The 26901-nt window shown below is 71.2% G+C and carries 27 protein-coding genes, 2 pseudogenes and 1 riboswitch; of the genes and pseudogenes, 12 read left to right on the top strand and 17 right to left on the bottom strand.

From position 1 onward, the window contains the following. Positions 1–16: 16 nt before the first annotated feature. Positions 17–114: riboswitch (adenosylcobalamin (AdoCbl) riboswitch) on the bottom strand. A gap of 144 nt (positions 115–258) precedes the next feature. After that, positions 259–1398, top strand: coding sequence for a type VII secretion-associated serine protease mycosin (gene mycP, locus ACZ3II_RS39590; protein WP_465525259.1), 1140 nt, complete (start codon positions 259–261; stop codon positions 1396–1398). Beyond that, complete coding sequence (locus ACZ3II_RS39595) at positions 1395–1883, top strand: suppressor of fused domain protein (protein ID WP_465525261.1); 489 nt, start codon at positions 1395–1397, stop codon at positions 1881–1883. Before mycP ends, ACZ3II_RS39595 begins: the two co-directional genes overlap by 4 nt. 272 nt (positions 1884–2155) lie before the next feature. On the opposite strand, the gene ACZ3II_RS39600 is transcribed toward ACZ3II_RS39595, so the two are convergent. After that, on the bottom strand, positions 2156–3076 hold the full coding sequence (locus ACZ3II_RS39600; RefSeq protein ID WP_465525263.1) for a helix-turn-helix transcriptional regulator: 921 nt from the start codon (positions 3074–3076) through the stop codon (positions 2156–2158). Between the two features lie 86 nt (positions 3077–3162). On the opposite strand from ACZ3II_RS39600, the gene ACZ3II_RS39605 reads away from it, so the two are divergent. The 4 genes from ACZ3II_RS39605 to ACZ3II_RS39620 all read left to right on the top strand — a co-directional run bounded on the left by ACZ3II_RS39605 (position 3163) and on the right by ACZ3II_RS39620 (position 5269). Beyond that, the gene (locus ACZ3II_RS39605) at positions 3163–3567 is read left to right on the top strand and encodes a RidA family protein (RefSeq protein WP_465525265.1); all 405 of its coding nucleotides are present in this window, start codon (positions 3163–3165) and stop codon (positions 3565–3567) included. Between the two features lie 178 nt (positions 3568–3745). Continuing rightward, on the top strand, positions 3746–4141 hold the full coding sequence (locus tag ACZ3II_RS39610) for a hypothetical protein (RefSeq protein WP_465525267.1): 396 nt from the start codon (positions 3746–3748) through the stop codon (positions 4139–4141). Between the two features lie 16 nt (positions 4142–4157). Next, positions 4158–4643, top strand: coding sequence for a hypothetical protein (locus tag ACZ3II_RS39615; RefSeq protein ID WP_465525269.1), 486 nt, complete (start codon positions 4158–4160; stop codon positions 4641–4643). Positions 4644–4780: 137 nt separating this feature from the next. Further along, positions 4781–5269 carry a GNAT family N-acetyltransferase gene (locus ACZ3II_RS39620; RefSeq protein WP_465525271.1) on the top strand — a complete coding sequence of 163 codons (489 nt, stop codon included), beginning with the start codon at positions 4781–4783 and terminating at the stop codon, positions 5267–5269. A 203-nt stretch (positions 5270–5472) separates the two neighbouring features. Here ACZ3II_RS39620 and ACZ3II_RS39625 read toward each other — a convergent pair whose 3' ends face one another. The 4 genes from ACZ3II_RS39625 to ACZ3II_RS39640 form a co-directional block, all read right to left on the bottom strand. Next, positions 5473–6024, bottom strand: coding sequence for an SUKH-4 family immunity protein (locus ACZ3II_RS39625; protein WP_465525273.1), 552 nt, complete (start codon positions 6022–6024; stop codon positions 5473–5475). Positions 6025–6230: 206 nt separating this feature from the next. Then, the gene (locus ACZ3II_RS39630) at positions 6231–7349 is read right to left on the bottom strand and encodes an NAD(P)/FAD-dependent oxidoreductase (RefSeq protein WP_465525275.1); all 1119 of its coding nucleotides are present in this window, start codon (positions 7347–7349) and stop codon (positions 6231–6233) included. 76 nt (positions 7350–7425) lie between these two features. Further along, on the bottom strand, positions 7426–8349 hold the full coding sequence (sigJ, locus tag ACZ3II_RS39635; protein ID WP_465525277.1) for an RNA polymerase sigma factor SigJ: 924 nt from the start codon (positions 8347–8349) through the stop codon (positions 7426–7428). 68 nt (positions 8350–8417) lie between these two features. Next, positions 8418–9353 carry a LysR family transcriptional regulator gene (locus ACZ3II_RS39640; RefSeq protein ID WP_465525279.1) on the bottom strand — a complete coding sequence of 312 codons (936 nt, stop codon included), beginning with the start codon at positions 9351–9353 and terminating at the stop codon, positions 8418–8420. 131 nt (positions 9354–9484) lie between these two features. On the opposite strand from ACZ3II_RS39640, the gene ACZ3II_RS39645 reads away from it, so the two are divergent. Next, on the top strand, positions 9485–10681 hold the full coding sequence (locus ACZ3II_RS39645) for an MFS transporter (RefSeq protein WP_465525281.1): 1197 nt from the start codon (positions 9485–9487) through the stop codon (positions 10679–10681). Here the strand turns inward: ACZ3II_RS39645 and ACZ3II_RS39650 are convergent. The 6 genes from ACZ3II_RS39650 to ACZ3II_RS39675 form a co-directional block, all read right to left on the bottom strand. After that, positions 10678–10941, bottom strand: coding sequence for a DUF1048 domain-containing protein (locus tag ACZ3II_RS39650; RefSeq protein WP_465525283.1), 264 nt, complete (start codon positions 10939–10941; stop codon positions 10678–10680). The two genes, ACZ3II_RS39645 and ACZ3II_RS39650, sit on opposite strands and share 4 nt — an antisense overlap. A 2-nt stretch (positions 10942–10943) precedes the next feature. Next, positions 10944–11300 (bottom strand): DUF1048 domain-containing protein, encoded by a 357-nt coding sequence (locus ACZ3II_RS39655; protein ID WP_465525285.1) that lies wholly within the window; start codon positions 11298–11300, stop codon positions 10944–10946. Then, positions 11297–11623, bottom strand: a complete 327-nt coding sequence (locus tag ACZ3II_RS39660) for a PadR family transcriptional regulator (RefSeq protein WP_465525287.1) — start codon at positions 11621–11623, stop codon at positions 11297–11299. Before ACZ3II_RS39660 ends, ACZ3II_RS39655 begins: the two co-directional genes overlap by 4 nt. Before the next feature lie 315 nt (positions 11624–11938). Next, entirely contained in the window at positions 11939–12634 is a 696-nt protein-coding gene (locus ACZ3II_RS39665; RefSeq protein ID WP_465525289.1) for an SMI1/KNR4 family protein, read from the bottom strand. Positions 12635–12668: 34 nt separating this feature from the next. Continuing rightward, complete coding sequence (locus ACZ3II_RS39670; RefSeq protein ID WP_465525291.1) at positions 12669–13277, bottom strand: hypothetical protein; 609 nt, start codon at positions 13275–13277, stop codon at positions 12669–12671. 80 nt (positions 13278–13357) lie between these two features. Next, the gene (locus ACZ3II_RS39675; RefSeq protein WP_465525293.1) at positions 13358–15682 is read right to left on the bottom strand and encodes a hypothetical protein; all 2325 of its coding nucleotides are present in this window, start codon (positions 15680–15682) and stop codon (positions 13358–13360) included. Between the two features lie 388 nt (positions 15683–16070). Here ACZ3II_RS39675 and ACZ3II_RS39680 point away from each other — a divergent pair, with 388 nt between their 5' ends. From ACZ3II_RS39680 to ACZ3II_RS39690, 3 genes and pseudogenes are all read left to right on the top strand, one after another. Continuing rightward, positions 16071–16259, top strand: coding sequence for a hypothetical protein (locus ACZ3II_RS39680; protein ID WP_465525295.1), 189 nt, complete (start codon positions 16071–16073; stop codon positions 16257–16259). A 357-nt stretch (positions 16260–16616) separates the two neighbouring features. Then, positions 16617–17735 carry a site-specific integrase gene (locus ACZ3II_RS39685; protein WP_465525297.1) on the top strand — a complete coding sequence of 373 codons (1119 nt, stop codon included), beginning with the start codon at positions 16617–16619 and terminating at the stop codon, positions 17733–17735. Between the two features lie 213 nt (positions 17736–17948). Next, a pseudogene (locus ACZ3II_RS39690) lies at positions 17949–19116 on the top strand (DUF4158 domain-containing protein); the annotation flags it as partial. A gap of 47 nt (positions 19117–19163) precedes the next feature. On the opposite strand, the gene ACZ3II_RS39695 reads toward ACZ3II_RS39690, so the two are convergent. The 6 genes from ACZ3II_RS39695 to ACZ3II_RS39720 all read right to left on the bottom strand — a co-directional run bounded on the left by ACZ3II_RS39695 (position 19164) and on the right by ACZ3II_RS39720 (position 24150). Then, entirely contained in the window at positions 19164–19847 is a 684-nt protein-coding gene (locus ACZ3II_RS39695) for a Rossmann-fold NAD(P)-binding domain-containing protein (RefSeq protein ID WP_465525299.1), read from the bottom strand. A gap of 202 nt (positions 19848–20049) precedes the next feature. Further along, entirely contained in the window at positions 20050–21240 is a 1191-nt protein-coding gene (locus ACZ3II_RS39700) for an MBL fold metallo-hydrolase (protein ID WP_465525301.1), read from the bottom strand. 130 nt (positions 21241–21370) lie between these two features. Further along, positions 21371–21874 carry a cyclophilin-like fold protein gene (locus ACZ3II_RS39705; protein WP_465525303.1) on the bottom strand — a complete coding sequence of 168 codons (504 nt, stop codon included), beginning with the start codon at positions 21872–21874 and terminating at the stop codon, positions 21371–21373. A gap of 29 nt (positions 21875–21903) precedes the next feature. Beyond that, positions 21904–22290: a DUF2255 family protein gene (locus ACZ3II_RS39710; protein ID WP_465525305.1), complete on the bottom strand. Its 387-nt coding sequence runs from the start codon at positions 22288–22290 to the stop codon at positions 21904–21906. Then, positions 22287–23180 carry a helix-turn-helix domain-containing protein gene (locus ACZ3II_RS39715; RefSeq protein WP_465525307.1) on the bottom strand — a complete coding sequence of 298 codons (894 nt, stop codon included), beginning with the start codon at positions 23178–23180 and terminating at the stop codon, positions 22287–22289. The genes ACZ3II_RS39710 and ACZ3II_RS39715 overlap by 4 nt, the downstream gene beginning before the upstream one ends. Before the next feature lie 73 nt (positions 23181–23253). Beyond that, complete coding sequence (locus tag ACZ3II_RS39720; protein ID WP_465525309.1) at positions 23254–24150, bottom strand: alpha/beta hydrolase; 897 nt, start codon at positions 24148–24150, stop codon at positions 23254–23256. Between the two features lie 266 nt (positions 24151–24416). On the opposite strand from ACZ3II_RS39720, the gene ACZ3II_RS39725 reads away from it, so the two are divergent. Both ACZ3II_RS39725 and ACZ3II_RS39730 read left to right on the top strand, forming a co-directional pair. Next, positions 24417–25610: an MFS transporter gene (locus ACZ3II_RS39725; protein ID WP_465525384.1), complete on the top strand. Its 1194-nt coding sequence runs from the start codon at positions 24417–24419 to the stop codon at positions 25608–25610. A 131-nt stretch (positions 25611–25741) separates the two neighbouring features. Continuing rightward, positions 25742–26014: pseudogene (locus tag ACZ3II_RS39730) on the top strand (hypothetical protein); the annotation flags it as partial. Between the last annotated feature and the right edge of the window lie 887 nt (positions 26015–26901).

Below are 26901 nucleotides of genomic sequence, written 5' to 3' on the forward strand. Positions count from 1 at the left end.
TCCCGGTCGTTGGGGCCTGCGGCGCGTGAGCGTCCTGACTCACCACCCGTGGCCGGGTGGTTCACAGTGGCGCGACCGCACCGGAGTTGCACCGGTTTCCCTCGCGCGCCGCAGAGTTTGGCTGTGCTCAACCTATCGGCCGTGGTGGGCGGGGCACAACCGGGCACCGGGTACCATCCACGCCGGTCTTTGTGGTGCGGGGGTGGGTTCGTGCGGTGGGGTGCGGCGGTTCTGGCGGGTCTTCTGGCTGGTGTGGTGGTGCCTGTTCGGCAACCGGTGGTGGCGGCGCCGCGGTGTGCGGGTCCGCAGCCGGTGGTGGCGGCGCAGCCGGTGGAGTTGCGGGTGTACGGGCCGGCGCGGCTGGCGGGTCTGGCGACGGGCGCCGGGGTGCGGGTGGCGGTGGTCGACTCGGGGGTCGATGGCCGGAATCCGCAGTTGAGGGGCCGGGTGGAGCCGGGTGAGGATCCGTTGCGCAAGACGGCGAACGGGCGTACGGACTGTATCGGGCACGGTACGGCGGTGGCGGGGATCATTGCGGGGGCGCCGATGGCGGGTACGGAGGTGCAGGGTCTGGCGCCGGGGGTGACGATCCTGCCGGTGCGGGTGAGTGAGAACTCCGACATGGACGAGGTGTCGGAGCAGGATTCGCAGACGAGTGTGCGGGCGTTCGCGGATGGGATCCGGTGGGCGGTGCGGACCGGCAAGGCTGACGTGATCAACATCTCGCTGGTGATGGTGGGTGAGGATCCGCGGGTCAAGGCGGCGATCTCGGAGGCGGTGGAGGCCGGGGTGATCGTGGTGGCGGCGGCCGGTAACGACGGGCCGAAGGCGGGGGTGACGTATCCGGCGGACTTTCCCGGGGTGATCGGGGTGGCGGCGGTGGGCCCGGACGGCAAGCTGGCGAATTTCTCGCAGCCGGGGCGGCATGTGGACATCTCGGCGTACGGGGCGGGGGTGACGGTGCTGGCGCCGGGGGCGGGTCACACGGTGTTGCAGGGGACGAGTTTCGCGACGCCGTTCGTGTCGGCGACGGCGGCGTTGCTGAAGCAGCGGTTCCCGCGGGAGGGGGCGGCGCAGATCACCGAGCGGATGTTGCGGACGGCGGATCCGGCGCCGGGTGGTGCGAGGAGTGCGGGGTACGGGCGGGGCCTGCTGAACCCGTACCGGGCGCTGACGGAGGATTCGGGTCCGGTGGTGGCGGGTCTGGTGCCGGTGTCGTCGGGTCCGGTGGTGGCGGCGGCGCCGGCTCCGGAGTGGGAGCGGGCGGGGTGGTTCGCTGCCGGGGGTGGTGTGGTGGCGGTGTTGGCCGGTGTGGTGGCGGTGGTGATGGCGCGGGGCCGGCGTCGTGGGTGGCACCCGGCTGCCGACTCCCACGGGCATGATCGAATGCCGGGATGATGTGGGACGCTGTCACCGAGGCGCTGGGCCGGCTCTACCCGCAGTCGCAGCCCTGGCATGTGTCGTTTCCGGCGGAGAGCCCGGATCTGCGGGCGGGGTCGGTGTATCCGGCGGACGGGCATTGGCATTACGTGTCGTACGGTTTGGGCCCGCGCTGGGGTGTGGAGTTGACGTTCCGGTTGCGCCGGGGCGTGGAGGCGCAGCCGCCGCAGTGGCCGTTCGTGCTGTTGAACCGGGTTGCGAACTATGCCAACAGCCTGCCGGAGCGCCTCGAAGAGGGTCAGTGGATGGATCTGCGTGGCCCGATCACCGGGTTCCCGCATTCCGACGGCGGTGACACCGGCCTGACCGTGTTGATCCTGGCCGCCGACCCGCAGTTGGGCGACCGGTTCCTGCAGTTGGTGGGGGTGACGGCGGCGGAGGCGAACGGTGACGCGGATATCGACGACGATCCGCTGCTGGTGACGGATCCTTCGCGGGCGTGACGGGCCGGGGCGCGGCGGTGCGGCCGGGTGAGCGGTTGCACATCGCCGATGTCACCGGCCACACCCGTTCCGGGGATCTGTCGCCGCGGTTCCTGACCGATGCCGGGTTCACCGGGGTGGTGGCGCGGCCGGGCCGGTTGTCCCGGATCGGGACGTTCGTGCTGCTCAGCGGGGTGCGAGACCGTCGCTGGGGTACGGGCCGCGCGCCGGCGCCTTTTCCGGGGCTTCGGGCGGGCGTGGCCCGTACCCCTGATGTCGGAAGAAGGTGTCAGTTACCGGTAGCGGGCTGCCACCTTCGCTGCGCGTTCCCGCAGCCGGGCCCGTAACTCCGGTGGGGTGAGGGCTTCGGCGGCCAGGCCGAGCTGCCACAGCGCCCACTCGGCGTGCCACAGATCCTGAAAGGTCACCTCGATGTGGTCGCCGGTGTCGGTGCGTACGGCCACGGCCATGTCGAGCAGGTCGTCGCGGCGGTCCGGGGCGACCCGGACCAGGACGGTGAGGTGGCCGTCGGCGAGGAACCGGGCGCTGCGGTCGCGCCATGCCTGGTCCAGGTCGACGTCGCCGGGGCGTTGTGCGGGCTCGGGTAGTTGTTCGGCGGCGTGCACCCGCGACAGGCGGTAGGTGCGGTCGGCGCCGTCGCGCAGGGCCAGCAGGTAGGCGCGGCCGCGGACGGTGACCAGGCCGATCGGGTCGACGGTGCGCCACTGCGGGTCCCGGCCGGTGGGCGCGTAGCGCAGCCGCAGCCTGCGCCCGGCCAGTACCGCCTGCCGTACCTGCGCCATCACCGGCTCCGGCACCTCCTCGGCGGCGGCGCGCCGCGACAGCAGGTCGGTCTCCGGGTCCACGAGGACCCGCCGGGCGGTGGCGCGGTGGCTTTCCGGCAGCGCGTCGGCGACCTTGCGGCGTGCCGACGCGAGTGCCGCCCCGAGGCCCAGGCCGCCGCCGGTGGCCAGCAGGGCGAGGGCCTCGTCGTGGTTGAGGCCGGTCAGTTCGGTGCGGAACCCCGGCAGCAACGCGAATCCGCCGTGGCGGCCGCGTTCGGCCCACACCGGCACCCCGGCCGCGGACAGCGCCTCGATGTCACGTAGCACCGTCCGTGTCGACACCTCCAGCTCGGCGGCGAGGGCGTCGGCGGTCATCCGGCCCCGCTGGCGCAGCAGCAGCACCAGGGACACCAGCCGGTCGGCGCGCATACGGGCGACTTTAACCGGAAAACATGACAGGAGATGTCGTGTATTGCCGTGAGGCTGGCCGCATCACCTTTTCGAGAGGGAGCACCGTGGCAACAGCGCAACGAACGGCAGTCAACCCGTGGCCGTGGTCGGCCGTACTCGGCTTCAATCAGGGCGAGCTGGTCACCGGGCACACCCGCACCCTGTACGTGTCCGGGCAGACCGCGATGACCGCCGACGGCAAACCCGACCACGACGGGGACCTCGCCGCCCAGCTGGCCCTGGCCCTGGACAACGTCGAAGCGGTCCTCGCCGGCGCCGGCATGACCCTGGCCCACGTCGTGCGGCTCACCGTCTACACCACCGACGTGGACGCCCTGTTCGGTCACTACGGCATCCTCGCCGGGCGGCTCGCGGGGGCCGGGGTGGCGCCGGCCACCACCATGCTCGGCGTGACCCGCCTGGCCATTCCCGGTCAGCTGGTCGAATTGGAAGCCACCGCGGTGGCATAAAAACCTTGCGGGGTACGCCGAACGCCCGGCCCGAAATCCCGATGCGGAGTTTCGGTACGGGCGTTCGGCCCTTTTCCTCTCCACCGTGGTAATCCGGACGTGTGGCCGCTCTTCTGCCCGGCGGGAAACGACGCGGATAGTCGGTGCGGTCCAGCGAAACGAACCGGCAGGGGAGACCATGCGCATTCTGCACCGGGCCGTCGTCACCGCGATCACGGTCGTGTCCGTCACCACGTCGGGCACGCCCCCGTACGCCGCCGACCCGTTCACCACCCGCGTCTGCGGCGGCTGGACGTGCACCGTCCACTATTCACCGGCGGCCACCGCCGCCCTCGACGGCCATCTGCGCGGCGCCGGCGAATCCTCCTCGCAGAAGGCGTTCTGTCTACGGTTCGGCCGCATCGGCGCGATGGCGTGCAAAGCCCTGGAATTCGACGACGAGAAGGTGCGCGGCATCATTCACGACGCCGCCGCCACCGGTGGATGCCTCCGATTCCGGACACCGCGCGGCGCTTCCTATCTGCCCGGCCCGGCCCAGGCCGACCACAGCCCGATCTGCCGCGCCATGGGCTGACAACTATCATGCCGCGGTGATCGCAGTGCAAACCCTGGGGCTGGTGCTGATCGTCGCCAACGGCATCGCCGGCACGGCCGCCGCCCGGCACGGCAGAAGCCACGCCTACGGCGCCCTGCTGCTCATGACGCTGGGTGTCGGGCTGGTCTGGCTCGCCGGCTTCGGGCTGCTGCGGGCCTCGGCATACGGATGGCGGCAGGTGCCCGAGCTGTCGTTGCTGTGTACCGGCATGCAGGCGGTGTATCTGTCGGGCCGGTTGGCGTTTCCGCCGCCCCTGCCCCGTTACCGGGGCGCCGCGCCGTTCAGGGTCGCCGGGGTGGCGGCGGCGCTGGCGGTGATTCTGGGGCTGGCCGGCGAAGTGACCGTCGCCGTGGACGACGCCGCGGACGCGCTGCCGCCGGCACTGCTGCTGCTCGTGCTGCCCGGTGTGCTGGGGTTCGCGATCGTGTTGCGGCACCTGCCGGCCTCCTCGTCACGGAAACCGGTTGCGGGCCGCCCGTAGGATTTCGGCCATGAGTCACTTCGCCGCGTGGCGGACCCGCCGCTGAGGGTCGGCTCGCCGCCGCGCCCCGGTCGCGAGCTGACCGTCTGACACCCGCATCGCCGGATCTCAGAACTCAGCTCGAAAGGCACACCGTCATGCGTATCCGCCCGTTCACCACCCACGATCTTCCCGCGCTCACCGCCCTGACCATCGACACGTTCGGCTCGTTCTACGAGGAGTCGTTCCGTCCGCTCGTCGGCGACACCGTCTTCACCAACCAGCACGGCAGCTGGCGCGACGACTACGTCACCATGGTCGCCGGGCTGCACGCCCCCGGCCAGCACCGGCACGTCGCCGTCGCGGTCGACGGCCCCGGCGGCGACATCGCCGGATACGTCGCGTGGACGGTCGACACGGCCCGCCGTACCGCCGACGTGACGATCCTCGCCGTCCGCGCCGCCCACCGCCGCCACGGCGCCGGCGCCGCCCTGTGCGAGCACGCGTTCACCGCCATGCGCGCCGCCGGCGCCGACGTCGTCACCATCGGCACCGGCGGCGACGACTTCCACGCCCCCGCCCGTGGCCTGTACGAGGCGCTCGGCTGCACGGCCCTGCCCACCGCCACCTACTACCGCACCCTCTGACCGGTCACCGCAGGGGCGCGTCACCGCCGCCCCCGCGGTCCCGTTCCCCGGTGCCGGGCTGTGCGGTCACGGTCCCGTGGGCGTGAGCCGGATCCGGGGGATCTCACCATCGGCACGTACCTCGAACGCGACGATGCCGCCGGCGTCGAGATGCGGCGCGATCCGGAAGCGGCCCCGCCGTGCCTGAGCCGTGCGGCAGGCCGTCACGTCGTCAGACCGTGCCCGCCGAGGAACTCCCACCACCGATCATGATCGGATCCGGCGTCGGCGTACCCCGGCCCGAAAACGTAGTAGGCGAGGAAGTACTCCAGGTTCGGCATCGCCTCCTGGAATTCCTCACGGACGTAGTACGGGTCGGTGCTGGTCGCGGGGAACCACCAGACCGCGCCGGTGTCGCGCCGCAGCAGCAGCGGCTCCTGGTTCAGCGTGCCGAGATGGAACCACCGGCCGGGCTCGTCCGCCACCTCGGTGAAGGCGGGCATGCCGGCGAGCATGGCCTGCCGGTGGTCGACGTCCCCGGTGCCGGCTACCCAGAAGTCGCCCGCGTCGATGCCGTCGGCGACCAGCAGCAGGTCCCGGACCGGCTCCGGAATTACGGGCGGTATCTCCGCGGCCGCGGCACCGTCGGCGATCCGCGCCCACACCAGGCTGGCCGGCTGGTCCGCCTCCAGGTCGGCGCGCAGGTCCTCGATGAGCGCACGCAGGTCCGGGTCCAACCCGCCACCGGCCGGGCCGGTGTCGTCTGTTCGCGTCATGGCCGGACATCATGGCGCATCCACCGCCGCGACCGCAGGCCGGGCTCGCTTGCCGGCCTGCCCGCCGGCCGGCGCCGGTGGCACGAACGATCAGCCGGCCCCGGCCGCCGCGGTCGCACCGGACAGGCCGGCGACGGCGGCGACCAGGGCGGCCAGCACGGCGGCGGTGCTGCTGCGGCGGCGTACCCCGCAAGCGTCCTTGATCGTCATGCCCGGAATTCTGGCAGGGCCCCGCTCGTGCCGGCAGCGGCGACCTTGCGGCGGACCGCGGGCAGCAGCATCGTCGGGTGGCCGATGCTCCACGCCGCGCCCGCGCACACCATCTCCTTCATCCGGGCCGCGGTCCGGCCGGTCACCGCGGCCGGCAGGGCCTCGTCGCCGGCGGTGACGAACTGGATGATGCCGTCACGGCGGCCCAGGCTGACGCACTGCGTGAAGTAGCGGATCGTGTTCTTCGGCAGGGCGCCGCCGGTCAGCCGGGCGGTGATCGCGTCGGCGGCCTGCCACGCCATCGGGATGCCGGTCGCGCACGACATCCGCAGCGGCTTCCCGCCGGGGCCGTCGGCGATGGCCGCGTCCCCGACGGCGTACACGTCCGGATGCGACACCGACCGCATCGTCGCGTCCACCACGATCCGGCCTCCGCCGGCGACGGTCAGGGTGCTGGCGGCGGCGATCGGGTGGACCCCGAAACCGGTCGCCCACACCGTCACGTCGGCCGGCGCGGCGGTGTCCGGGGCGACGACGGTGATGCCGAGCCGGGCGGTGACCGCGTGCAGGTGGGCGCGGGCCCGGTCGCCGAGCCAGGCGCCGTACTCGCCGCGCACCGCGATCGACACGGCCAGGTCGGGGCGGGACTCGGCGATCTCGGTGGCCGCCTCGATTCCGGTCAGGCCACCGCCGACGATCCGTACCGTGCCGCCGGCCGGCAGGGCCCGCAGCCGGTCCCGCAGCCGCAGCGCGGCCGGCTCGGAAGCGACGTGATGGGCGTCGCCGGTCACCGTGGTGGTGCTGCCGAGCGCGTACACCAGCGTGTCGTACGGGATGTCGCCGCTGGTCAGGGTGACGGTGCGGCGGTCCGGGTCGACGGCGGTGACGTGCTCGGTGCGTACCGAGACCTGCGTGGCCGCGAAGACGTCGCGCAGCGCACGGCGACCCACCGCCTGCCCCGCGGCGACCTGATGCAACCGCACCCGCTGAACGAAATCGGGCTCGGCACTGACCACGGTGATGGCCGTGTCGGACGGGTGCAGCCGGCGGGCCAGGCGGCCGGCGGCGTGCGCGCCGGCATACCCGGCGCCGAGAACGACGATGCGGTGGGACATGGGTGGCTCCTCATCGGGGTGCGGAAGTGCGACACCTCCTGAACCGGGCAGCCACCCGAACCCTGACAGGCCACGGCTATGACGTGGGCCACTGCTGGTTGAGGCGTTCCAGCTTCTCCGGGTTCGCCTGCACGTGCAGCGCCGCGATCCGGCCGTCGCCGGCGACACTCAGGCACACCACCCCGGCGATCCGGTCGCCGGCGGTGACCACGATGGCGGGTCCGCCGTTGACGACCGCCGCCGCCATGCCCATCGTCGCGTTTGGCGGCAGGAACCGCTCGGCCACCCCCGGCTGCACCAGACTCCGCAGGAACCGGGCGATCATCAGCGCGCCGACCATCGGGGTGCGGCGGGCCGGGAAGTGACCGCCGCCGTCGGCGATGTTCACCGCGTCCGCCGCCAGCAGCCGCACCAGCGGCTCCACCTGCCCGCTCAGCGTCGCCGCCAGGAACTCCTCGGCCACCCGCCGGGCCGCCGCCGCATCCGGGAACTGCCGCGCCCGGCCGGCCGCCGACACGTGCTCGCGGGCCCGCCGGTAGATCTGCTGACAGTTGGCCTCCGACAGCTCCAGCATCGCGGCGATCTCGGCGTGCCGGTACCCGAACGCCTCCCGCAGCACGAACACCACCCGCTCGTTCGGCGACAGCCGCTCCATCACCGTCAGCACCGCCATCGACACGGCGTCGCGCTGCTCGGCGGTCTCGGCCGGGCCCAGCATCCGGTCCCCGGCCGGCACCGGCTCCGGCAGCCACTGTCCCACGTACGTCTCCCGGCGCGACCGCGCCGACGTCAGCTGGTTGCGGCACAGGTTGGTCAGCACCGTGGTCAGCCACGCCACCGGCGACGCGATCAGCTCCCGGTCGGCGGCCTGCCAGCGCAGGAACGTGTCCTGCACGGCGTCCTCGGCGTCCCCGGCGGAGCCCAGCAGCCGGTAGGCGATCGCTTCCAGCCGGCCCCGCGACTGCTCGAACACGTCCACATCGCCGGCACTGACCACCATGACCGCCCACGATAACCCCGGAAAAATCCTTGCGGGTGTACGGGGTCCGCCCGGCGCCGCCGCGCCCGTCAGGTCCGGGCCACCCAGCTCGGCGTCCAGGTTCCCGGGCGGTCGTGGCGGGGCGCCGTGGCAGCGAGGTGGTCGCGGAGGACGGCCAGCGCCGGGTGGGGATTGTCGCGATGCCACAGCAGCGAGTGCGGATAGACCGGGGTGGGATGCGTCACCGGGATGCGGCGCAGGCCGTGGCCGTCGGGCCAGACGAGCCGGGTGTGCGCACCGATGAACGTGGCCAGCGCCGGGGTGTCGGCGACGGTGTCCAGCAGCGCGTCCGCGCCGAGGTTGGGGCCGGTCGCCTCGATGGTGAGACCGAACGCGGCCACCAGGTCGTCGTAGTAGGCGGCCCATTCGGTGCCGGGGGCGATACCGGGCATCCAGATCCGGTGCCCCGCGAGCCGGCCGACGGTCACCGACCGGGCCGGCGCCAGCGCGTGGTCCGGGCCGGTGAGCAGGTGGAGCGGCTCGTCGAGCACCCGGGCGCTGTCGATGCCGTCGGGAAGCGGCCGGCCGGGCATGGCGACCGCCCGGAACGACGCGTCGATCGCCCCCGACTGCAGGGCGGTGACAGCCGTCTCGACGTCGAACAGCTTCATGACGTCCAGCTCGATCGCGGGGTGCGCCTGGTGGAAGGCGCGGATCAGGCCGGTCGTGGCCAGGCGTGAGGCGATCACGTCGACGCGCAGCGGACGGCTTCCGGGGCGGACCGCCGCGGCCGCGCGTTCGGCGGCGCGGAGCAGTTCGCGGGCATGCGGCAGAAGGGCCTGCCCGTCGATGGTGAGTTCGGCGCCGCGCGGGGTGCGGGTGAACAGCCGTACCCCGAGGTGGCGTTCCAGCGCGCCGATGCGTTTGGAGACGGCCTGCTGGGTGATCGCCAGTTCGGCGGCGGCCTCCTGGAACTGGCCGGCCCCGGCGACGGCGACGAAGGTGCGTACGGCGTCGAAGTCCATGCCGGCAGACCCTACCCCCACAACCGCTGGTTGTTCGGATACGGCGTGGCGGTTGTTTGCTTCGCAGGTGCTGCGCCTGATGGGATCTCAGCCGTCAACCGGTGGTTGTGCGATCGAGATGGTGAGGGCGGATGGGGCGGCGGTTCCGGTGGCTCTGGACGGCGTACACGGTGAGCACCTTCGGCACCTGGCTCGGGTTCGGCGCGTTTCCCCTGATCGCGATCCTGGTGCTGCACGCCGGCCCGATCGAGGTGTCCCTGCTGGCCGCTGCCGGACCGGCCATCGGCGCGGTCGTCGCGGTGCCGCTCGGCCCGTGGGTGGAGTTGCGCCGCAAACGCCAGGTGATGATGGCGATGGACCTGATCCGGTTCGCCGCCCTGACGAGCGTCCCCGCCGCGTACGTGCTCGGCCGGCTGACCTTCCCTCAGCTCGTCCTCGTGGCGATCGTCGCCGCGGCGTCCGACATCACCTTCAAGGCCGCCGGCGGCGCCTACCTGAAGGTCCTGATCCCGCGGGCGGATCTGCTCGCCGCGAACGGCAGGTTCGAAGCCACCGGCTGGACCGCCACCGTGGTGGGACCGCCGCTCGGCAACGCCGCCGTCGGGCTGTTCGGCCCGGTGGTGACCGTGGCGGTCGATGCGGTCAGCTACCTGCTGTCGGCGCTGAGCCTCCGGGCGATCAGAGGAAGGGAACCACGTCCTCACCGCACCGGCGGCCGGCGGCGGCGAGCCGGGGACCTGCTCGACGGATGGCGCTACATCCTGGCCCACCCGATGCTGCGCCCCCTGTTGCTCAACACGGTCCTGGTCAACGGCCTGATCATGGCGACCGCGCCGTTGCTCGCCGTCCTCATGCTCGGCCCGCTCGGGTTCGCGCCCTGGCAGTACGGCCTCGCCTTCGGCCTGCCGTGCATCGGCGGACTGATCGGCTCCCGGCTGGCCCTGCCGCTCGCCACCCGGTACGGGCAACCCAGGATCCTGCTCGTCTCCGGCGCTCTGCGCGCCTGCTGGCCGCTCGGGCTCACGTTCGCCGGTCCCGGCGCCACCGGGCTGACGCTCGTCATCGCCGTCCAGTTCGGGCTGGTCACCTGCATGGGAGTGTTCAACCCGGTGTTCGCCACGTACCGGCTCGACCAGACACCGGCGACCCGCGTCGTGCGTACGCTGTCCGCGTGGTCGGTCACCAGCAACGCCACCATCGCGGCCCTGACCGCACTGTGGGGTCTGCTGGCCACCGTCACCGGCCCCCGCACCGCGATCGCGGCCGCCGGCCTGCTGATCCTGACCACCCCGCTCCTGCTGCCCCGGCGCGGCCCCCACCGAGTTTAGGGTTCGAGCAGACCGTCGGCGAACGCGGCGACGTCCGTGCCGATCAGCTCGGTGACGGTCCTGCCGGACGCGGCGCCCTCGGTGAAGAAGTCAACCAGGCCCGGCAGCAGCTGGTCGCCGGCGAGGGTGACCGGGCCGACCTTGAACAGGTACTTCTGGATCTCGGTGTAGACGATCCGGTAGTCCGGCGGCAGCGCCTTCACCCGCGCCACGTGCGCGCGCCACTGCCTCTTGCCGTCGACGATGTCGCGGATGCTCACGGTCAGCCTCCCAGCCGGGCGAGTCTACGGGCGACGGTGCTGTTCAACTGGGCACGCCAGCGGTCCCGGTAGGTCCGGGCGCCCGCACCGCCGGCCAGCGCCGCGCAGAAGGCGGGAATGTCGTCGCCGAGGGCCTCCGCGGCACTCTGTCCCTCGGCGGCGGCCTCCTCCAGCAGGACCAGGGCGCTGTCGGCGATCGGGGTGAGGTTGCGGCCGGTGAAATCCCCGTACGCCAGAAGGTTGCCGCTGATCTGCTCCCACGCGGCCCGGTGGCCGTCCGGCAGGGCGTGCGCGCGGGTCTCTAACGCCTGCCACTGCCGGGTCAGATCGCTGCCGGTGACGGTCTCCCAGAAACTCATCGCGCGTCCTTCCTGAGCCTGTCGATACGGGCGGAGACGTACTCCCATTTCGCCCAGAACGTGGCCAGCTCGGCACGGCCGGCGTCGTTGAGGGCGTAGAACTTGCGGGGCGGGCCCACCCCGGACGGCCGTTTCTGCACGCCGACCAGGCCGTTGCGTTCCAGGCGCAGCAGGATCGTGTAGACGGTGCCGTCGATGACGTCGGTGAAACCCAGGTCGTTGAGGCGGCGGGTGATGGCGTACCCGTACGTCTGCTCGTCGCTGATGATCTGCAGGACGCAGCCTTCGAGGGTGCCTTTGAGCATCTCGGTCAGATCGTCCATGGTGTCCTCCCCACCCGCCGGTACCTGGTAGCACCGGATACCGCTATACGGTATCACCGAGTACCGGCGCTGTCAGCCGCGGAAAACCGGCGCGGGCAAACAGCGCGCCGGTGCGAAATCTCAGGAGAACGCTTCTGACAGAACCGGGCCGGGCGGGGTGGAGTGGCGGCGCGCCCCGGCTGGGCCAACACCGCACCCATCGAACCTGCCGGCCGCCCTCGCGGGGATCCGCAACGGCGACCACGGCCTCGACATCGGCGCCCACCGCCCAGTGGGCCCGCGCCCGCGAAGCCTGGCTGCGCGCCGAAGGATTCCTCAGTCCCCGAAACTGAACTCGAACACACCGCGTTCGATACGGTCGATCAGCTCGCTGACATTCTCGGCCTGCGGTATGCCGGTGTCCCACCCGGTGCTGGTGGTGTCGACCATCAGCACCGGGGCGGGATCCTCCCGCAGATCCAGCGCCAACTGCTCCCGCGAACCGTTACCGCCGATGATCGCGATCCCGGGATGAAGGCCGGTGGCCTCCTCCCAGGCCTCGTGCAACTCCAGCATCTCGCCGGGCGGATTCAGCCACACGTACGCCTCAGTGGTCATCCAGCCCCGCCGGAACCAGGAACCGCCCTGCAGGTAATCGCGCCAGGCACGCGGCAGCGGACGGCCCAGCGCCTTCTCCGCCTCGGCGAACTCGGCGTCGCCGACCGGTCCGCGGTAGTCGGCCTCCTCGATGATCGCGCCGACGATGTGGGGGTTGAGGTCCGCCACGGCGCAGGACTCGTCGAACCGGTCCAGGAAACGGCGGGCGACGTCGAACCGGACCAGGTAACCCACGCCCTCGGCGGGCACGATCCGTTCCCGGCAGATCCGCTCGGCGTGCCGGCGTTCCGGGACAGCGGGGGAGAACGTTCGGTCCGGCAGGTGCGGCCAGGCGCTCCACCGCGACGACGCCAGCAGGTCGAACTCGTGCTGTCCGACAGCGCGCCACAACGTGATCGTGTCCGGTTCAGTCATGCCGTCATTCTGATGCAGACCGATGTGTACGGGGTCAGCAGCCGGCGGACGGACCATCCGGCGGGGGTACGGCACGGGCGTCCCCGCTCCCCGGCCGGTAGCCGAACGTGGACTCCTGCGGCGTTTCCCCCACCGTGACGAACACGCTGCCCGCCCCGTCGCCGCCACCGGGCAGGGTCGCCCGCGCCCGCAGCGTCGCGAAACCGGTGGCCACCGCGGTGACCGTGCCGGTGACCCGTACGCTCCGGCCGGCGCCGAGCGTGACCGGACCGGCCGCCCGGTGCACGCAGCCCCCGCCGGCCGGGTCCGCTCCCGCAACGTCCGTCACGGTCAGGCCGGCCGGCGCGCCCACCCAGACGAAGCCGCCCGGCAGGTCGATCTCGAGCCGGGCGGCCGTGTCGACGGCGGCGGTCACCTCCACGCTCAGCGGGACCGTCTCACCCCGCGCCGGCGGCCGGGACAGGGCCACCGCGACACGGGCACACGCGGCCCACTCGCTGAGCGGCGCGTCCGCGTCGGCCGGCAGCGCACACGCCGACCCGGCCGGCGGGCCGGGCGGGCGCGTGTCCTGCCCGGCCGGCCCGCACGCGGCCAGCAACACCAGCATGACGATCGCCGCAGCCATCAGGTTTCGCATGGACATCCGACGCGCGGCATCCCACCCGGGTTCCGGAGGTCCGGCCGGACCGCGGCCCGGCCGGACCTCCGTCAGGGGCGAGGACCTCAACCCACCTGCACCGTGTACGTGCCCGCGCCCGCCCGGTTGACCACCACGATCGCGTGGAACCCGGAGACCGCCGGCGTGAACGTGACCTGCTCGGCCGCGCCCGCACCGGCGCCGGTGGCCGACGCCGCCGCGCCCGCCCGCTGCTGGATCCAGGTGTCCGAGGCGCCCGTGGACGCCAGGACGAACAACTCCGGGTCCTGGGTCGCGTTCGACGGCGTCACACTGACCGTGACCGGCGTACCCGCGGTCAGCTGGGCGTCACGAACCGCCACCACGTCGCCGGCCGGCATGGTGATCGAGTCGCTGGCGCCGATGAGCGTGCCCTGGGCGTACTGGATCGCATAGCCACCGGTCCCGCCGGCCAGCGTGACCCGCGGATAGTAGTCGCCGAGCGGCCGGTGCCCGGCATTGGAGTCGACGGCGACGAAATCGACGGCATCACCCGGGGCCGCGCTGGTCACCAGGTGCTGGGTCTGCGCGCTGTCGTCGTAGAGCGCCAGATCGTACTCGGCGCCCGCCGGGCGCACCGCGACCACCGACCAGAACACCCGGTCGGTGTCCACCCGGTAGTTGTGCGCGGTGAACGCCTGCGGCCGGTTCACGGCGGTCCCGTCGGCCAGCGGATCCCGGAACAGGTAGTCGATGGTGTTCTGGAACAGGCAGCCCAGCGCCCGCTGCGGCGCCGCGTCGAAACCGTCGGCGACCCGCTGGTCCCAGAACTGACGGAACGTGGTCGAACGGTGATCGAGGAACGTCTCCCACAACTTGCCGGGCGCGCCCTCGGTGTAACGGTCCCACGTCTCGTCGTTGCCCGGCGCCGCGTTGCCGGCATCAGCGATGTCACGCATCGCCCCGGCCACCCGGCCCTCCACACTGTCCCCGGTGGGCGCGCCGTCACCCCAGCGCTGGGTCTCCAGGTTCGCGCCCACGATCACGTCGGCGTTGTTGACCGTGACCCCGTACCAGTCGGCGAAACCCTCCACCCAGGCGCAGGTCTGCGACGTCGCCTGGAAGACGCCGTGCGGATTGCAGTTGGTGGGGACGGGGAACTGCTCCTCGTAGACGTCGTCCATCACCCCGTGGCCGATCTCGTGCACCACGACGACCGGGTCGTTCGGGTCGTCGGCCAGCAGCCGTACCGTGTTGTCGGCGTCGTCGCAGCCCCGCAGATCGTCGTTGTAGCAGTAGAACGTGCCCGTCTGCGAGTCCGGCGCCCACCGGATGTGCAGCAACCGGCATTCGGTGTCCCGGGCGTCCCAGCAGTCACCCGGCGTCCAGGTGCTCGCCTCGTTGGCCTCGTCGAACGCGTGCAGTCCCCGGTTCAGGTTGGCATCGCCCGGCTGCAGCGTGCCGAAGTCCGACGTCCTGCCGTTGCCCAGGTTGTTGACGGTGGTGCTGCGGAACACCCACGGCTCGTCCTCGTCACGTTCGACGTTCCACTGCCCGTTCTCGGCGACGAAACGGATGTAGACGTCCTGGCCGCCCCCGAACGCGCCGTCGTCGTTGTCGAAGCAGATCCGGTACCGGCCGTCCCCGTCGGTCAGCGTCGTCCCGAGCAGGTCGTCGCCGACATTGTCGGCGTCCCACGCCTGGACCTGCAGATTGCGCGACGGGCGCTGGGCGGCACCGTCCAGATACGTCCACCGGCCGGTCGCGCAGGAGAGCGCGGCAGCCGCCCGTGACCTGGTGTCGTCGCTGTGCGGCGCGGCGAGCTTGCTCTTGGCCAGCGGCCGGAACGGCAGCGAGCCCTTCGGCGGCGCGATCACGGTGCCGGCGGGAACGGGCACCGTCGCCTCCGCCGCCGGGTTGTGGTAGCCGAACGACGAGGCGGCAGCGCCGACCGTGACGTGCACCGTGTCAGCGCCCCGGTCCTGCCCGGACAGCCCGGCGCGAGCCCGGATGTCGGCGAACCCGGCCCGGTCCGCCACCACCGTGCCGGTCAGGGTACGGGTCTTGCCGGCAGCCAGATCGAGGCTGCCGCTCGCCCGCGACACCGGTTCCCGGGCCGTGCCGGCCGCGGCGACCGAGAGGCCCGCCAGCGACTGCGCCCAGCGCCATCCCGTGGGCAGGTCCACCTGAACGGGCACGTCGGCGCTGTCCCGTTCGCCGAGCACCGCGACCGTGAGCCGGGCCGTCTCGCCGACCCGGGGCGCCCGGTCGAGCGTGGCGGTCACCTGGACGCAACTGCTCCAGCCGCCGCTGGTCCGGGCCGTGCCGGACGGAGAGAGAGTGCAGGTGACCGGCGCGGCCGGCGGCGCCGCGGCCGCCGGCGGGGGAGCGAAGGTCACCGCCAGCAGGGTCGCCGCCGCGGCGGTCAGCACGGCGCCGGGTGATCGGTGTCTTCCTCGAATTCGTGCCATCGTCGATGTGCCCTTTCCGGATGGCGCGCGTCCGGCGCGCGCCATGTCTGCGGCCCGCTGGCGCGGGCCCTCGGCAGGGGTCGGGATATGCCCACCGGTGCCGTCCGGACAGGTATGTCCGGGCGGCTGGAGCATGGGGCAGGAACATCGTCACCGCCGGATCCGTATCCGGGCGGGATCAGAGAGAAGTGGACAAGAACCCCGTTGCGGCCCGATGAACCGCGGGATCGACCGTAATCGATGGCGTTGGGTGCGCGCAGCCCCGCCGTTTGTCGCTTTCGCCGCACCGTGCACTCGACAGCGCCGGCCGCTGCCGTCCCTCGGCAAGGTGCGACCCTCGAATCCGCCGTTGAGGGGGCATCCCGCGGGCGCGAAGGTGATCCGGGTCCGCACCGGCGACACCGTGGCGGTAGTCGACTTCCGGGACCTCGGACAGGCTTTCCTCACCCGCGGCGAGCGGGCGGATGACCAGATCGGTCAGACCCGCGAGGACGCCGGGACGCGGGAGGGGCCCAGAGCAACGGACATGGTGTTCTGACCTCCTTCCGGTTCGTCGGCGTGCGAGCCCACTATCGAGAATTCCCGGGACTCTGTGCGGCCGGCTCGCCGCCCTGATTATTGGATTGGCATTAACGATAATCCGATAATCCAGTGAAGCGGACAAAATGGGCATAACTGCGGTTGCATCATAATGTCCGCTATGGTGCAATCCTACTGTCGGGGTAGAGATTGAAGGATTGTCGTTGTTGTCCTGGCTCCGCCTATGTGGCGAAGGCTCCGTCGAACTGGCGAGCGGCTCGGTGAACGTGGCGAGGCTCCGCGTATCTGGCAAGTCGGCCCCGCAGCGGGTGTGGTGGGGCGGTCGTCCCGCTGATTCCCGATAACGTTGCTTACCGTGATAGAGAACCCGGACGATGAAGACGCGAACGCCCCGCACATTTCGGCGCTTGCGGAGGCCTCGCCCGCCACGGCGGTGGAGTTGTCGGCGCGTACCCGGGACCGGCTGCGCCGGGCGATGCCCGAGAACACCCGCCGTGCCTATACCGGCGACCTCCGGCGCTTCGTCACCTGGTGCGCCGAAAAGCAGTTGCTTCCCGCCGGGACGGGCACCGCTGACGACGATCGGCTCGCGGACGCGCTTCGGCTCCTGCTCGAGCGGCACGGCGACCTGCACATGATCGTCACCGAATACGTCAGCTCCCTAGCCGACGCCAGCCGCTCCCCGGCGACCATCGAGCGGGCCCTCGCCGCGGTCGCCGCCGCCCACCGGGCCAGCGGCGCCGGAATGTTGCGGACCGACGGGCCGCGGCGAGTGCTGCGCAGCTACCGCCGCGACCGGGCCACCGCCGGCACCGGCGTGCGGGTCCGCAAGGCCGCCCCGGTCACCATTGCCGCGCTGCGCGCCATGACCGACGTCCTCAACCGCAACTCCCTGGTCGGGATTCGCGACACCGCGCTGCTGGTACTCGGGTTCGCCCTCGGCGCCCGGCGCAGCGAGCTGGCCGGCCTCGACATCGCCGACCTGACCTTCACCGCCGAAGGCGTGCAGGTCGAGATCCGCACCTCCAAGACTGACCGGGATTCCCACGGGCGCACCGCCGCCCTGCCGTACGGCGCGCACTCGGTGACCTGCCCGGTCCGCACCGCCCAGGCGTGGCTGGCGGCGCTCGCCGACCACGGCCGGATGTCGGGTCCGATGTTCGTGCGCATCGACCGGCATGGTGGACTCGGCCGCGCCCCGACCGGTCGGGGCAGCGCCGACGGCCGGCTCACCGGGCAGGCCGTCGCGCTGATCGTGGCCCGTACCGCCACCGCCGCAGGCCTCGATCCGAAGGCCGCCTGGTCCGGGCATTCACTGCGGCGCGGGTTCGCCACCGAGACCTACCGCACCGGCGCCGACCCGCTGCGCATCGCCCGCGCCGGTGGCTGGAAGGACGGCTCCGCGACCCTGCTCGGCTACATCGACGACGTCGACCGGTGGCAGGCCAACCCCCTCGCCGGGGTCGGACTCTGAACCAGATCGTCGATAGGCAAGCAACCTGCCGAAGGCCGGCACGACGGGCTTCTGATGCGATATAGGGCCGCCGGTAGCTTCCAGTGAAAAGACAACGCGAGGGACCTGCGGATCGGAAGCGTGCAGAACCACGCTTCCGGGGCATTGAGCGCTGTGGTTTTCCCGCCGTAGGGTCGCGTCCGTTCGTGGTCGTCGATGCGGGGCGGTGGGTGCGTGGCGACTCGGGACGTCTCTTCCGAGGAAGAGCTGGTCCGGTTGCGAGGCTTCCCCGAGATCGGGCGCCGGGAGCTGATCCTCCACTTCACGCTCGCCGGCGCGGACGAGGCGTTCCTGCGCAAGTTTCGGAGCGGCCGCAACATGCTCGGCGCGGCGGTGCAGTTGTGCACGCTGCCCTGGTTGGGGTTCGTGCCGGACGACGTGACGTCGGCGCCGGCGGCCGCGGTGGGGCGGCTGTCGCAGCGGCTCGGCGTGCCGATGGGTGAGTTGCGCGGTTACGGCGAGCGGGAGCAGACCCGCACCGATCATCTGCGGGAGGTTGTCGCGTTCTGCGGCTGGCGGACGCTGGACGGGGCCGAGTGGAACCCAGTTGGACGAGTTCCTGTTCGCCCGGGCGATGGAGCATGACGGGCCGAAGCTGCTGTTCCGGCTGGCTTGTGAGTTTCTGCTGTCGTCTAGGGTGGTCCGGCCCGGGGTGGTGCACCTGCTGGAGCATGTGGCCGCGGCGAGGGCGCGGGCCCGCACCGAGACCTGGGCTCGGGTGCAACACCTTCTGACGCAGCGGCGCCGGCAGGATTTGGATCTGCTGTTGGTCTCGGATGCCTATCTCGGGCGGACGCCGCTGGCGTGGCTCGGCGCGGGGCCGACGTCGTCGAGCCCGGCTGCGGTGAAGGCGGAGCTGGAGAAGCTGGCTTATCTGCGCCGGCTGGACGCGCACACCCTGGACCTGTCGATGCTGCCCGCGGAGCGGCGCCGGTTCTTGGCCGGGGTCGGCCGGCGGCTGACCGCGCAGGCGCTGCAGCGGCGCGAGCCGCAACGGCGGTACCCGATCCTGCTCACGCTGGTGGCGCAGTCGGCCGTCGACGTGCTCGACGAGACGTTGCTGCTGTTCGACCAGGCGGTCACCGGCCGCGAGTCCGCGGCGAAGCAGAAGGTCAACGAGGCCCTCGCAGAGCGGGCGAAGGGCGGGGAAAACCAGCAGTCGCTGCTGGACGACATCCTGACGGTCGTGCTGGATCCGGCGATCGGCGACGAGCAGATCGGCGGCATGCTGGGCACGACGATCGGCATGGACCGGATGCGTGCTGCCTGGACCGACCGGCGTAAGCCGCTGCCGCGAGATCACGGGCACCTGGCGATGATGCACGCGATCTGGTCTCAGATCGGGTCGCGACCGCACCGGGCCTGTACGGTCCTGCGGATGACCTGTCCTTACGGCCGCTGGGTTGTTGCGGCGGCGACGATGTCGCGGTTCTCCAGCACGCGGGCGGTGTAGCCGTGCCGGGCGAGGTGCAGGGCGGCCTGGCCCATCTCCGCGGTGCTGGTCATCATCGCTGGCGCGAGGCGCAGCAGCCGCAGCAGGCCGGCGATCACGGGGATGGTCGGGGTCAAGAGCCGGTAGAGCGCGGTGCTGGTCTGTTGTTTGCCGTGCACCGGGCGGACGAAGCCGGGGCGCAGTGCGTAGCCGTTGGTGAATGTGGCGATGACGGCGTTCTCGGTGCGGCCTTTGACGCGGGCCCAGCGGCTGCGGCCTTGTTCGGTGCTGTCGGTGCCGGCGCCGGAGACGTACACGAAGGACAGGGCCGGGTTGACGGCGGCGAGGGCGCGGGCGGCGGCCATCGTGTAGTCGTAGGTGATGCGTTCGTAGTCCTGCGGGCTGATCCCGACGACGGAGACGCCGAGGGCCCAGAAGCAGGCGTCGGCGCCGGCGAGGTCGGCGCTGATCGGCGTGAAGTCACTGAAGTCGCTGTGCACGACGTGACGCAGTTTCGGGTGCGTCACGTCGAGCGGCGACCGGCCGACGCTGACGACCTCGGTGACGTCGGCGGCGGCCAGGCTCTCCTGGATGAAGCCGTCGCCGATGACACCACTACCACCGAAGATCACTACCTTCACGGCGCTTACTCCTTGCTCGTGGGGTGCGGCTGAGGGCCACATTTCGAGGGTCCCTGCTCGCGTATCGGCCAACAATGGGAAGGATCGTTCCTAGGCACGAGCCTCCTTGTGCTGGTAGAGGCGCTACTGGTTGCTCGTGATGCCTACCGGGCGGCAGGTGGGGCCTCGGGTTCCGCTGCTTGCGCGCCTCTCCGGGGTCGTCCTATCGGCCGTTGGTCACGCAGGGGGTGATGTCGGTGCGCTGGTCGGGGTCGCCGCCGGTGGTGGGGTTGACGGGTGCTTGGGCGGCGGTGCGCCACGGTAGTTTCGGCCACCACTGCTGCTGGGCGGCGACGGCCTGCTCGGTCGGTTCGGTCGGGACGCCGGGGGTGAGCACCAGGTAGCTCTGGTTGCGGCATTGTGCTTCGGCGCGGACGCGTTCGACAGGTTCGGTCCAGGTGTGCGGGGCGAGGTTGAACAGGGCCCAGTGCACCGGGATCATCAGTTTCCCGCCGACGAGGGTGTTGGCGTGGACGGCTAGTTCGGGTCCGAGGTGGTTGTCGGGCCAGGTGGTGTCGTACTGCCCGGACTCGATCAGGGTCACGTCGAACGGTCCGAGGCGCTGGCCGATCTGGGCGAGGTCGGGGAAGTAGCCGGAGTCGCCGGAGTACCAGGCCCGGTGCTGCGGGCCGCGGATCGCCCATCCGGACCAAAGGGTCTGGTTGCTGCGCAGCGGGTCGCGGCCGGAGTTGTGCCGGGCCGGGGTGGCCACCAGTTCCACGGAGCCGATGGTGGTGTTCTGCCACCAGTCGAGCTCGCGGATCCGCTCGGCGGGGATGCCCCAGCGTTGCAGGTGCGCCCCAATTCCGAGTGGGACGACGAACGTGGTGGTGGTCCAGCCGGCCATGGCGCTGATCGTCGGCTGGTCTAGGTGGTCCCAGTGGTCGTGGGAGATGAGCACGGCATCGATGCGGCCGAGCTCGGACAGCGCGGCCGGGGCCGGGTAGAACGGCTTGGTGCCGAACAGGTCGGACGGCCCGGACTGCTTGCCCCAGAAGGGGTCGATCAGCACGCGCAGACCGTCGATCTCCACCAGCGTCGAGGAGTGCCCGAACCAGGTGAGGCGTAGGCCCTGCCGCGGTGCGACATCGAACACCGCGGTGTCGGTCGCGGTGATGGTCAGTGGCGGGTTCGGGCTGCTGGTGTCGCTGGCGTTGAAGGTCGACTCGGTGACCGCATCCCACAGGGAGACCCACAGCGGGTGGGGTTCGGTGAACTCGCCGTCGCGCCACTGCGGTGACTGCTCGTTGCGGGCCAGCCGGTCGCCGGACGGTGACGCGCCGAACGGGGTGGTGCGCACGTAGACCAGACCGCCGGCCACCGCAAGCACCACCAGCACGGCCAGGACGGCCACCGCCCGACGGGACCGGCGCCATTGTCGTAATGCCACGGAGGGCGGTTCGCCGGCAGAGGCCCCGGCAGCTCTATCTGATGCAAGGGCGTCATCGTGGTTGTCTGATGGTGTCGTCATCCTGGTGGTCTTTCTACGCCGGCGTCGTCATGAGCGGAGCGGAAGAGCTGGCTTCCGGTGCGGCCGTGAAGGAAACCTCTCCTTCCAGGTCATCGAGCAGGTCCAGGCCGGCGGTGATCTCGCCCAGGACGATGAGGTTGTCTTCACCGGGGAAGTTCTCGTAGAAGATCGCGATGTCGCCGTAGGGGGCGTAGTAGGTGAAGTCGCCTGCTGAGGGGCCGGTCCCGGAGGGTGGTCCTGCGGTGAGTTTGCGGTCGGGGTAGCCGATCTTGGCCGAGCTGGAGTAGTCGGTCATGTCGATGGTCGTCGGCAGCATCGACAGGAAGTCCTGCGCGGTCGGCGAATCGTTCAGCGTGGCGAGGAGCTTCTTGGTGCCGGCACTGATCTGCACCGTTGTGCCCGCGGCGTCGCGGGCGGGACCGGTGACTGCCGGTACGGCGGGCTCTTGAGAGCCTCGGGGATCACGGGTCACGACGCCGACAGTGATCGCACCGGCCACCAGCACCGAGCCGGCCACCGCCCACACCGTGTTGGTTGATCTTCTACTCATCGCTGATCAGCGGGGGTGATGCGGATGGTGAGCGGGTGCATCGCGTCGTTGGTGATCGACTCGATCATGCGGCGGCCGGCGAGGCGGTATTTCTTGGCGTAGGCGGCGTCGACCTGCTCGTGGGGCGCGTCGGCGCCGTCATGGAAGGTGACCTGGCGGACCGTGCGCACGAGTCGTCCGGCGGTGATGGTGCCGACGCGGTTGGCCAGGGCACGCCGGTACCAGAGCCCGGAGGCGGTCATCGACCGCACGTAGATGTCGCCGTCGACGACGACGAACCCGACCGGCACGTCACGGCTCGGCGTTCCGTCGCCGCGCTGCGGGTTGACCCTGATCAGGTAAGACCAGCCGAAGCGTCTCAGGTCCCTGGCAGGCCAGGTCACGGGTCGGTCCTTTCGGCGGCCGCGGGCCGGGTGGCGGTGGCGGGGTCCGCGATCCAGGAGGCGAGGATCCGGAACTTCTCGTGCGTGGGTGAGCCGGGCTCGGCGGACCAGACGATCAGCTGCTGGGTGGGGTCGCCGGCCCAGCTGAAGCCGTCCCAGTCCAGGACCAGGTCGCCGAGCTCGGGGTGGCGGATGGTCTTGGACCCGAACTCCTGCCGGGCGACGTTGCGGGCCGCCCACCAGCGGCGAAACTGCGGGTGCGCGACCGACAGCTCACCGACCAGGGCGGCCAGCCGCGGGTCGGTGGGGTTGTCGACGGCCTGCATCCGCAGCAGGGCCACGCCGGTGCGGGCCATGCTCTCCCAGTCGGGGTAGAAGTCCTTCATCCGCGGGTCGGTGAACATCATCCGCACGTAGTTGCGCTCGTGCGGGGCCATCTTGTCGACATCGATCATCAGCGCTGCGGCGAGCGGGTTCCAGGCCAGGATGTCCAGGTACTTGCCGACCACGAACGCGGGTGTGTCCGTCAGCTGGTCGAGCAGCCGCTGGATCTGCGGCCGCACCGGGCTCGAGCGGCGCGGCGGCGATGTGCGTCGGTCGGCCTGCTGGGCGAGACCCTCGACGTAGGTGCGCTGGTCCGGGCTGAGGCGCAGGGCGTGGGCGATGGCTTCGAGGACCGGCTCGGACGGTGCGAGTCGGCCCTGCTCGATGCGGGTGTAGTAGTCGTGGCTGATCGCCACGGCCGCAGCGACCTCCTCGCGGCGCAGCCCGGAGACCCGCCGGGTTCCCGGATCGCTCGGGGGCAGCCCAATGTCGGTAGGGCTCAGTTCGCTGCGGCGTGCCTTCAGGAACTGTCCCAGCTCTTCCAGGTGCGGGTTCTTCGCGGTCACATCTCGCTGCTTTCACTGAGGGTGGGCCGCCGCGGCGCAGACGTCGGCCGTCGGCGCCGCGGCTCACGGGCGGTCAGGCGGCCAGGTGGGCGCGGAAGAACCGGGACACGTTCGCGACCGCGTTGTCCATCTGCTTCGGCGAGTCGTAGTAGTCGTAGTGGTTCCCGTCGGACCACACGAGCTCCTTCTCGCCCTGCACGGCTTCGTAGAGGGCCTTCGCGTTCTGCGGGAAGGTGCTCTCGTCGGAGTGCACGACCATCGTCGGGGTCGTGACCTTGGGGGCCTGGCTCAGCGGGTCCAGCGAGAGGAACCCGTCCCACGACTGCACGTCGGTGCCGTTGGTGTACTCGGGCACACCACCACGGGCGGGGTTGGTGTAGTAGTCGAAGGCTCCGGGCGTCGGGAAGTAGTTCACCGAGTTCGGCTCGGTCTCGCTGTACGACGGGATGACCGTCGTCTCGCCCGTCTCGGCGTAGACCTTCTTCGCCGCGGCGGCCTGCTCCCGGCGCTGGGCGATGCCGTCGGCACCGTAGAAGGTGGTGAAGACGTCCTCGGTGATGACGAACCCGGCGATCGTCGCGATGGCCTTCACCCGGTCATCGTGCGCGGCCAGGTAGGTGACGTTGCTGGCAGAGGTACACACGCCCACCGCGCCCACCGCGCTCACATACGGCAGGTCGAGCAGATAGGTCACCGCGGCCTGCAGGTCGGCCAGCTTCTCCGCCGGGTCCTCGAACTGCCGGGGCGTGCCCTCGGACTCGCCGTAGTGGGCGTAGTCGAACGACAGCGCGACGAAGCCCTGCGCAGCGAACCTCTCGGCGTAGGCGCCGGCCATCTGCTCCTTGACCGAGGTGAACGACCCCTGAACGAGCACCGCCTCGTAGCGGCCGTTCTCGTCGAAGTTCTCAGGAGTGAACAGGTTGCCCACCAGGGTGAGACCGTCACGCTGGAAACTGACCTTGCGCTTCATGTTTTCTCCCATGCTGACCCCTGCACTCACCGAGAACTTTTCCCGCTTGCAGGGCGGCTGACTGCCACAACACGAGACTCCCTCCTGGCGTACTTGCCAACAATGGGAAGGATTTGTCCTAGGCAGCACCGCCCCCAGTTCGGCGAAGACGCCAGCGCGAACCGGCGGTGTGTGCTAGCGAGCGACAGCAGAGAGCGGTACCCGTCTGCCGGCAAACGATCGTTTGCCGACAAGATCATTAAATAGGTCCGGAGATTGGCCTGATCCTGTTCGGCCTCGCCTCGTTCCTGGTCGGCGTCGCCCCGGCCGCCTGGTGGATGATCGCCGCCCGCGCCCTGCAGGGCATCGGCGCCGCCATCCTCGCACCATCGTCGCTGTCGCTGCTGACCGCCAGCTTCTCCGAAGGCCCTCAGCGCGCCAAGGCCGTCGCCGCCTACAGCGCCGTCGCCGGCATCGGCGCCAGCGCCGGCCTCGTCGTCGGCGGCGTCTTGGCCGACCTGGTGTCCTGGCGGGCCGGTTTCTTCCTCAACGTGCCGATCGCCGCCGCCATGATCGTCCTCGCGGTACGGGTCATCGGTGAGACCGAACGCCGCCGCGGCCCCTTCGACCTCATCAGGGCGCTCTGCGCCACCCTGGGCATGACCGCTCTGGTGTTCGGGATCGTCGACGCCGCCGAAGCCGGCTGGGCCGCCCCGACCACCATCGGCGCCTTCGTCCTGGGCGTGGTGCTGCTGGCCGCCCTCGTCGTTAACGAAGCCCGCGCCGAGCAGCCGATCATGCTGCTGCGCCTGTTCGCCGACCGGCAGCGCACCGGCTCCTACCTGGTCCGCATGCTGTACATGGGCGCGATGATCGGGTTCTTCTTCACCACCCAATACCTACAAGGCGTCCTGGGCTTCACCGCACTGCAGGCCGGCATCGCGTTCCTGCCCATGTCAGCGGTCAACTTCGTCGTCGCCCTGATCGTCACCCGCCTCGTGACCCGCTTCGGTGCCACCCCGACCCTGATCACCGGCGTCACCCTCACGCTGGCCGGAATGGCCTGGCTCAGCCGTGCCGGCCTCGACAGCAGCTACCTGCTCGCCGTCGCCCTGCCGATGGTCGTCATCGGGACCGGCCAAGGCCTGGCCTTCGCGCCCATGACCTCCGCCGGCCTCAACGGCGTCGACGGCAACGACGCGGGAGCCGCCTCCGGCCTGATCAACACCTTCCACCAGATCGGCAGCGCGCTCGGACTCGGCATCCTCACCACCGTCGCCGTCGCAGCCGTCCCTGTCGGCAGCAGCGAACGAACCGCCCTGGCCGACCGCGTCGGCGCCGCCCTCACCGGCAGCACCGCCATGCTGATCCTCGCCCTCGTGCTGGTCGTCGCCCTCATCGCCCGCACCTCTCGCACCCAGCGCGGACCGGGCAATGCCGAATCCGCTGCAGCCCCGCAGCAGGCTCTCGCCAACCGCTGACTGCACCACCCCAGTTCCCTTGGACGACTTCAACTTCGACTCCTATCGCTGAACGTGGGCGGTCCGCATATGAATCACCCGTTCGGGTGGCTCATCGGGACTTCCGCCAGCGCCATCGATAGCGTTGATGCATGGCCCGTCCAGCGTCGCGGCCCTTGGCAAGCATCGGCACCGTCGATGCGGGACCCGCCGCGAACGCGCAGGCCCATCAGGAGTCACTCACCCCGGCGAAGGCCGCGGAACTCGTGACCGGCTGGCTGACCGGCCGGGCCGCCAATACCCGCGACGCGTACCGCACCGACCTGGAAGTGTTCACGACCTGGTGCCTCACGCAGGGCCACGACCCGCTGACAGCCGGCCCGGGTGACATTGAAGCATTCACCAACATGCAGGTAGCGACCTTCGGGCCGGCCACCGTCGCGCGGCGGGTGGCTGCCCTCGCGAGCTGGTATCGCCACCTCGTCGATATCGGGCGCATACCGGCCAGCCCACTCGATCAGCTCGGTCGGCCCGGCCGGGCGTGGTACGGCCGGGAACGGCGGCAGCTGTTGGCCACGGAGCTGGACCGGCTTCGGGCCCAGGCCGACGCCGACATCGCCGCCGCCGAAGGGGTCCGTGAACACCTGTCGGCGTTGTGCCGGTCCGTGGTCCTGCGTGTTCTCATCGGGGCGGATTTCGGCCCGGGCCCTCTCGTCGGGCTGGACGTCGCCGACTTCGACGACGACGGCCGGCGGGCCGTGCTCTGGCTTCCCGGTGCCGGTAGCCGCGGCCGCTGCCGGCACCGGCTTCCCGACGAGGCGGCCACAGCGATCCACGTCTACCTGGTGGCCCGGGTGCACGCCGACGCCGGCGGTGTGCAGGAGTTGACCGGGCCGCTGTTGGTCACCGGCCACGGCGTCACCAGCAGGCGGCTCGGCACCGGCGCACCGGCGGCGATGATCCGTCGTCTTGCTGCCGCGGCGGGCCTCGACGACCCGGCCCACGTGTCGCCGTCACTGTTGCGCCACGCCCGCCGTCAGCCGCCCGGCCCGCCGCACCGGGAACCACTGCCGGAGGAGACCGGCGATGGCGTGCGCGCCCGATATCTGCGCCGCTGGGTGATCGACCCTCTCGAGAACGACCCCGCGATGCTGTTCGGAGTAAGGCCAGCCGAGCAGAACCGACCCGCCCGCGTGGCCCAGGCACGACCGCCCTTGCCGATCATGCGGTCGACACCCGCGCAGATACCCGCCGTCGGCGCGCCGCGATCGCGCCCATCGCGGAGTATCGGCGGCCGTGCGGGGCTGGCTGC

Source organism: Actinoplanes sp. NPDC019969, from assembly GCF_055562375.1.

Bases quoted from the DNA above. Each gene is read 5' to 3' on its own strand.
- ACZ3II_RS39595 (WP_465525261.1), top strand. From the start codon at position 1,395: ATGATGTGGGACGCTGTCACCGAGGCGCTGGGCCGGCTCTACCCGCAG.
- ACZ3II_RS39600 (WP_465525263.1), bottom strand. From the start codon at position 3,076: ATGCGCGCCGACCGGCTGGTGTCCCTGGTGCTGCTGCTGCGCCAGCGG.
- ACZ3II_RS39610 (WP_465525267.1), top strand. From the start codon at position 3,746: ATGCGCATTCTGCACCGGGCCGTCGTCACCGCGATCACGGTCGTGTCC.
- ACZ3II_RS39620 (WP_465525271.1), top strand. From the start codon at position 4,781: ATGCGTATCCGCCCGTTCACCACCCACGATCTTCCCGCGCTCACCGCC.
- ACZ3II_RS39625 (WP_465525273.1), bottom strand. From the start codon at position 6,024: ATGACGCGAACAGACGACACCGGCCCGGCCGGTGGCGGGTTGGACCCG.
- ACZ3II_RS39630 (WP_465525275.1), bottom strand. From the start codon at position 7,349: ATGTCCCACCGCATCGTCGTTCTCGGCGCCGGGTATGCCGGCGCGCAC.
- sigJ (WP_465525277.1), bottom strand. From the start codon at position 8,349: ATGGTGGTCAGTGCCGGCGATGTGGACGTGTTCGAGCAGTCGCGGGGC.
- ACZ3II_RS39640 (WP_465525279.1), bottom strand. From the start codon at position 9,353: ATGGACTTCGACGCCGTACGCACCTTCGTCGCCGTCGCCGGGGCCGGC.
- ACZ3II_RS39645 (WP_465525281.1), top strand. From the start codon at position 9,485: ATGGGGCGGCGGTTCCGGTGGCTCTGGACGGCGTACACGGTGAGCACC.
- ACZ3II_RS39655 (WP_465525285.1), bottom strand. From the start codon at position 11,300: ATGAGTTTCTGGGAGACCGTCACCGGCAGCGATCTGACCCGGCAGTGG.
- ACZ3II_RS39660 (WP_465525287.1), bottom strand. From the start codon at position 11,623: ATGGACGATCTGACCGAGATGCTCAAAGGCACCCTCGAAGGCTGCGTC.
- ACZ3II_RS39665 (WP_465525289.1), bottom strand. From the start codon at position 12,634: ATGACTGAACCGGACACGATCACGTTGTGGCGCGCTGTCGGACAGCAC.
- ACZ3II_RS39670 (WP_465525291.1), bottom strand. From the start codon at position 13,277: ATGTCCATGCGAAACCTGATGGCTGCGGCGATCGTCATGCTGGTGTTG.
- ACZ3II_RS39720 (WP_465525309.1), bottom strand. From the start codon at position 24,150: ATGAAGCGCAAGGTCAGTTTCCAGCGTGACGGTCTCACCCTGGTGGGC.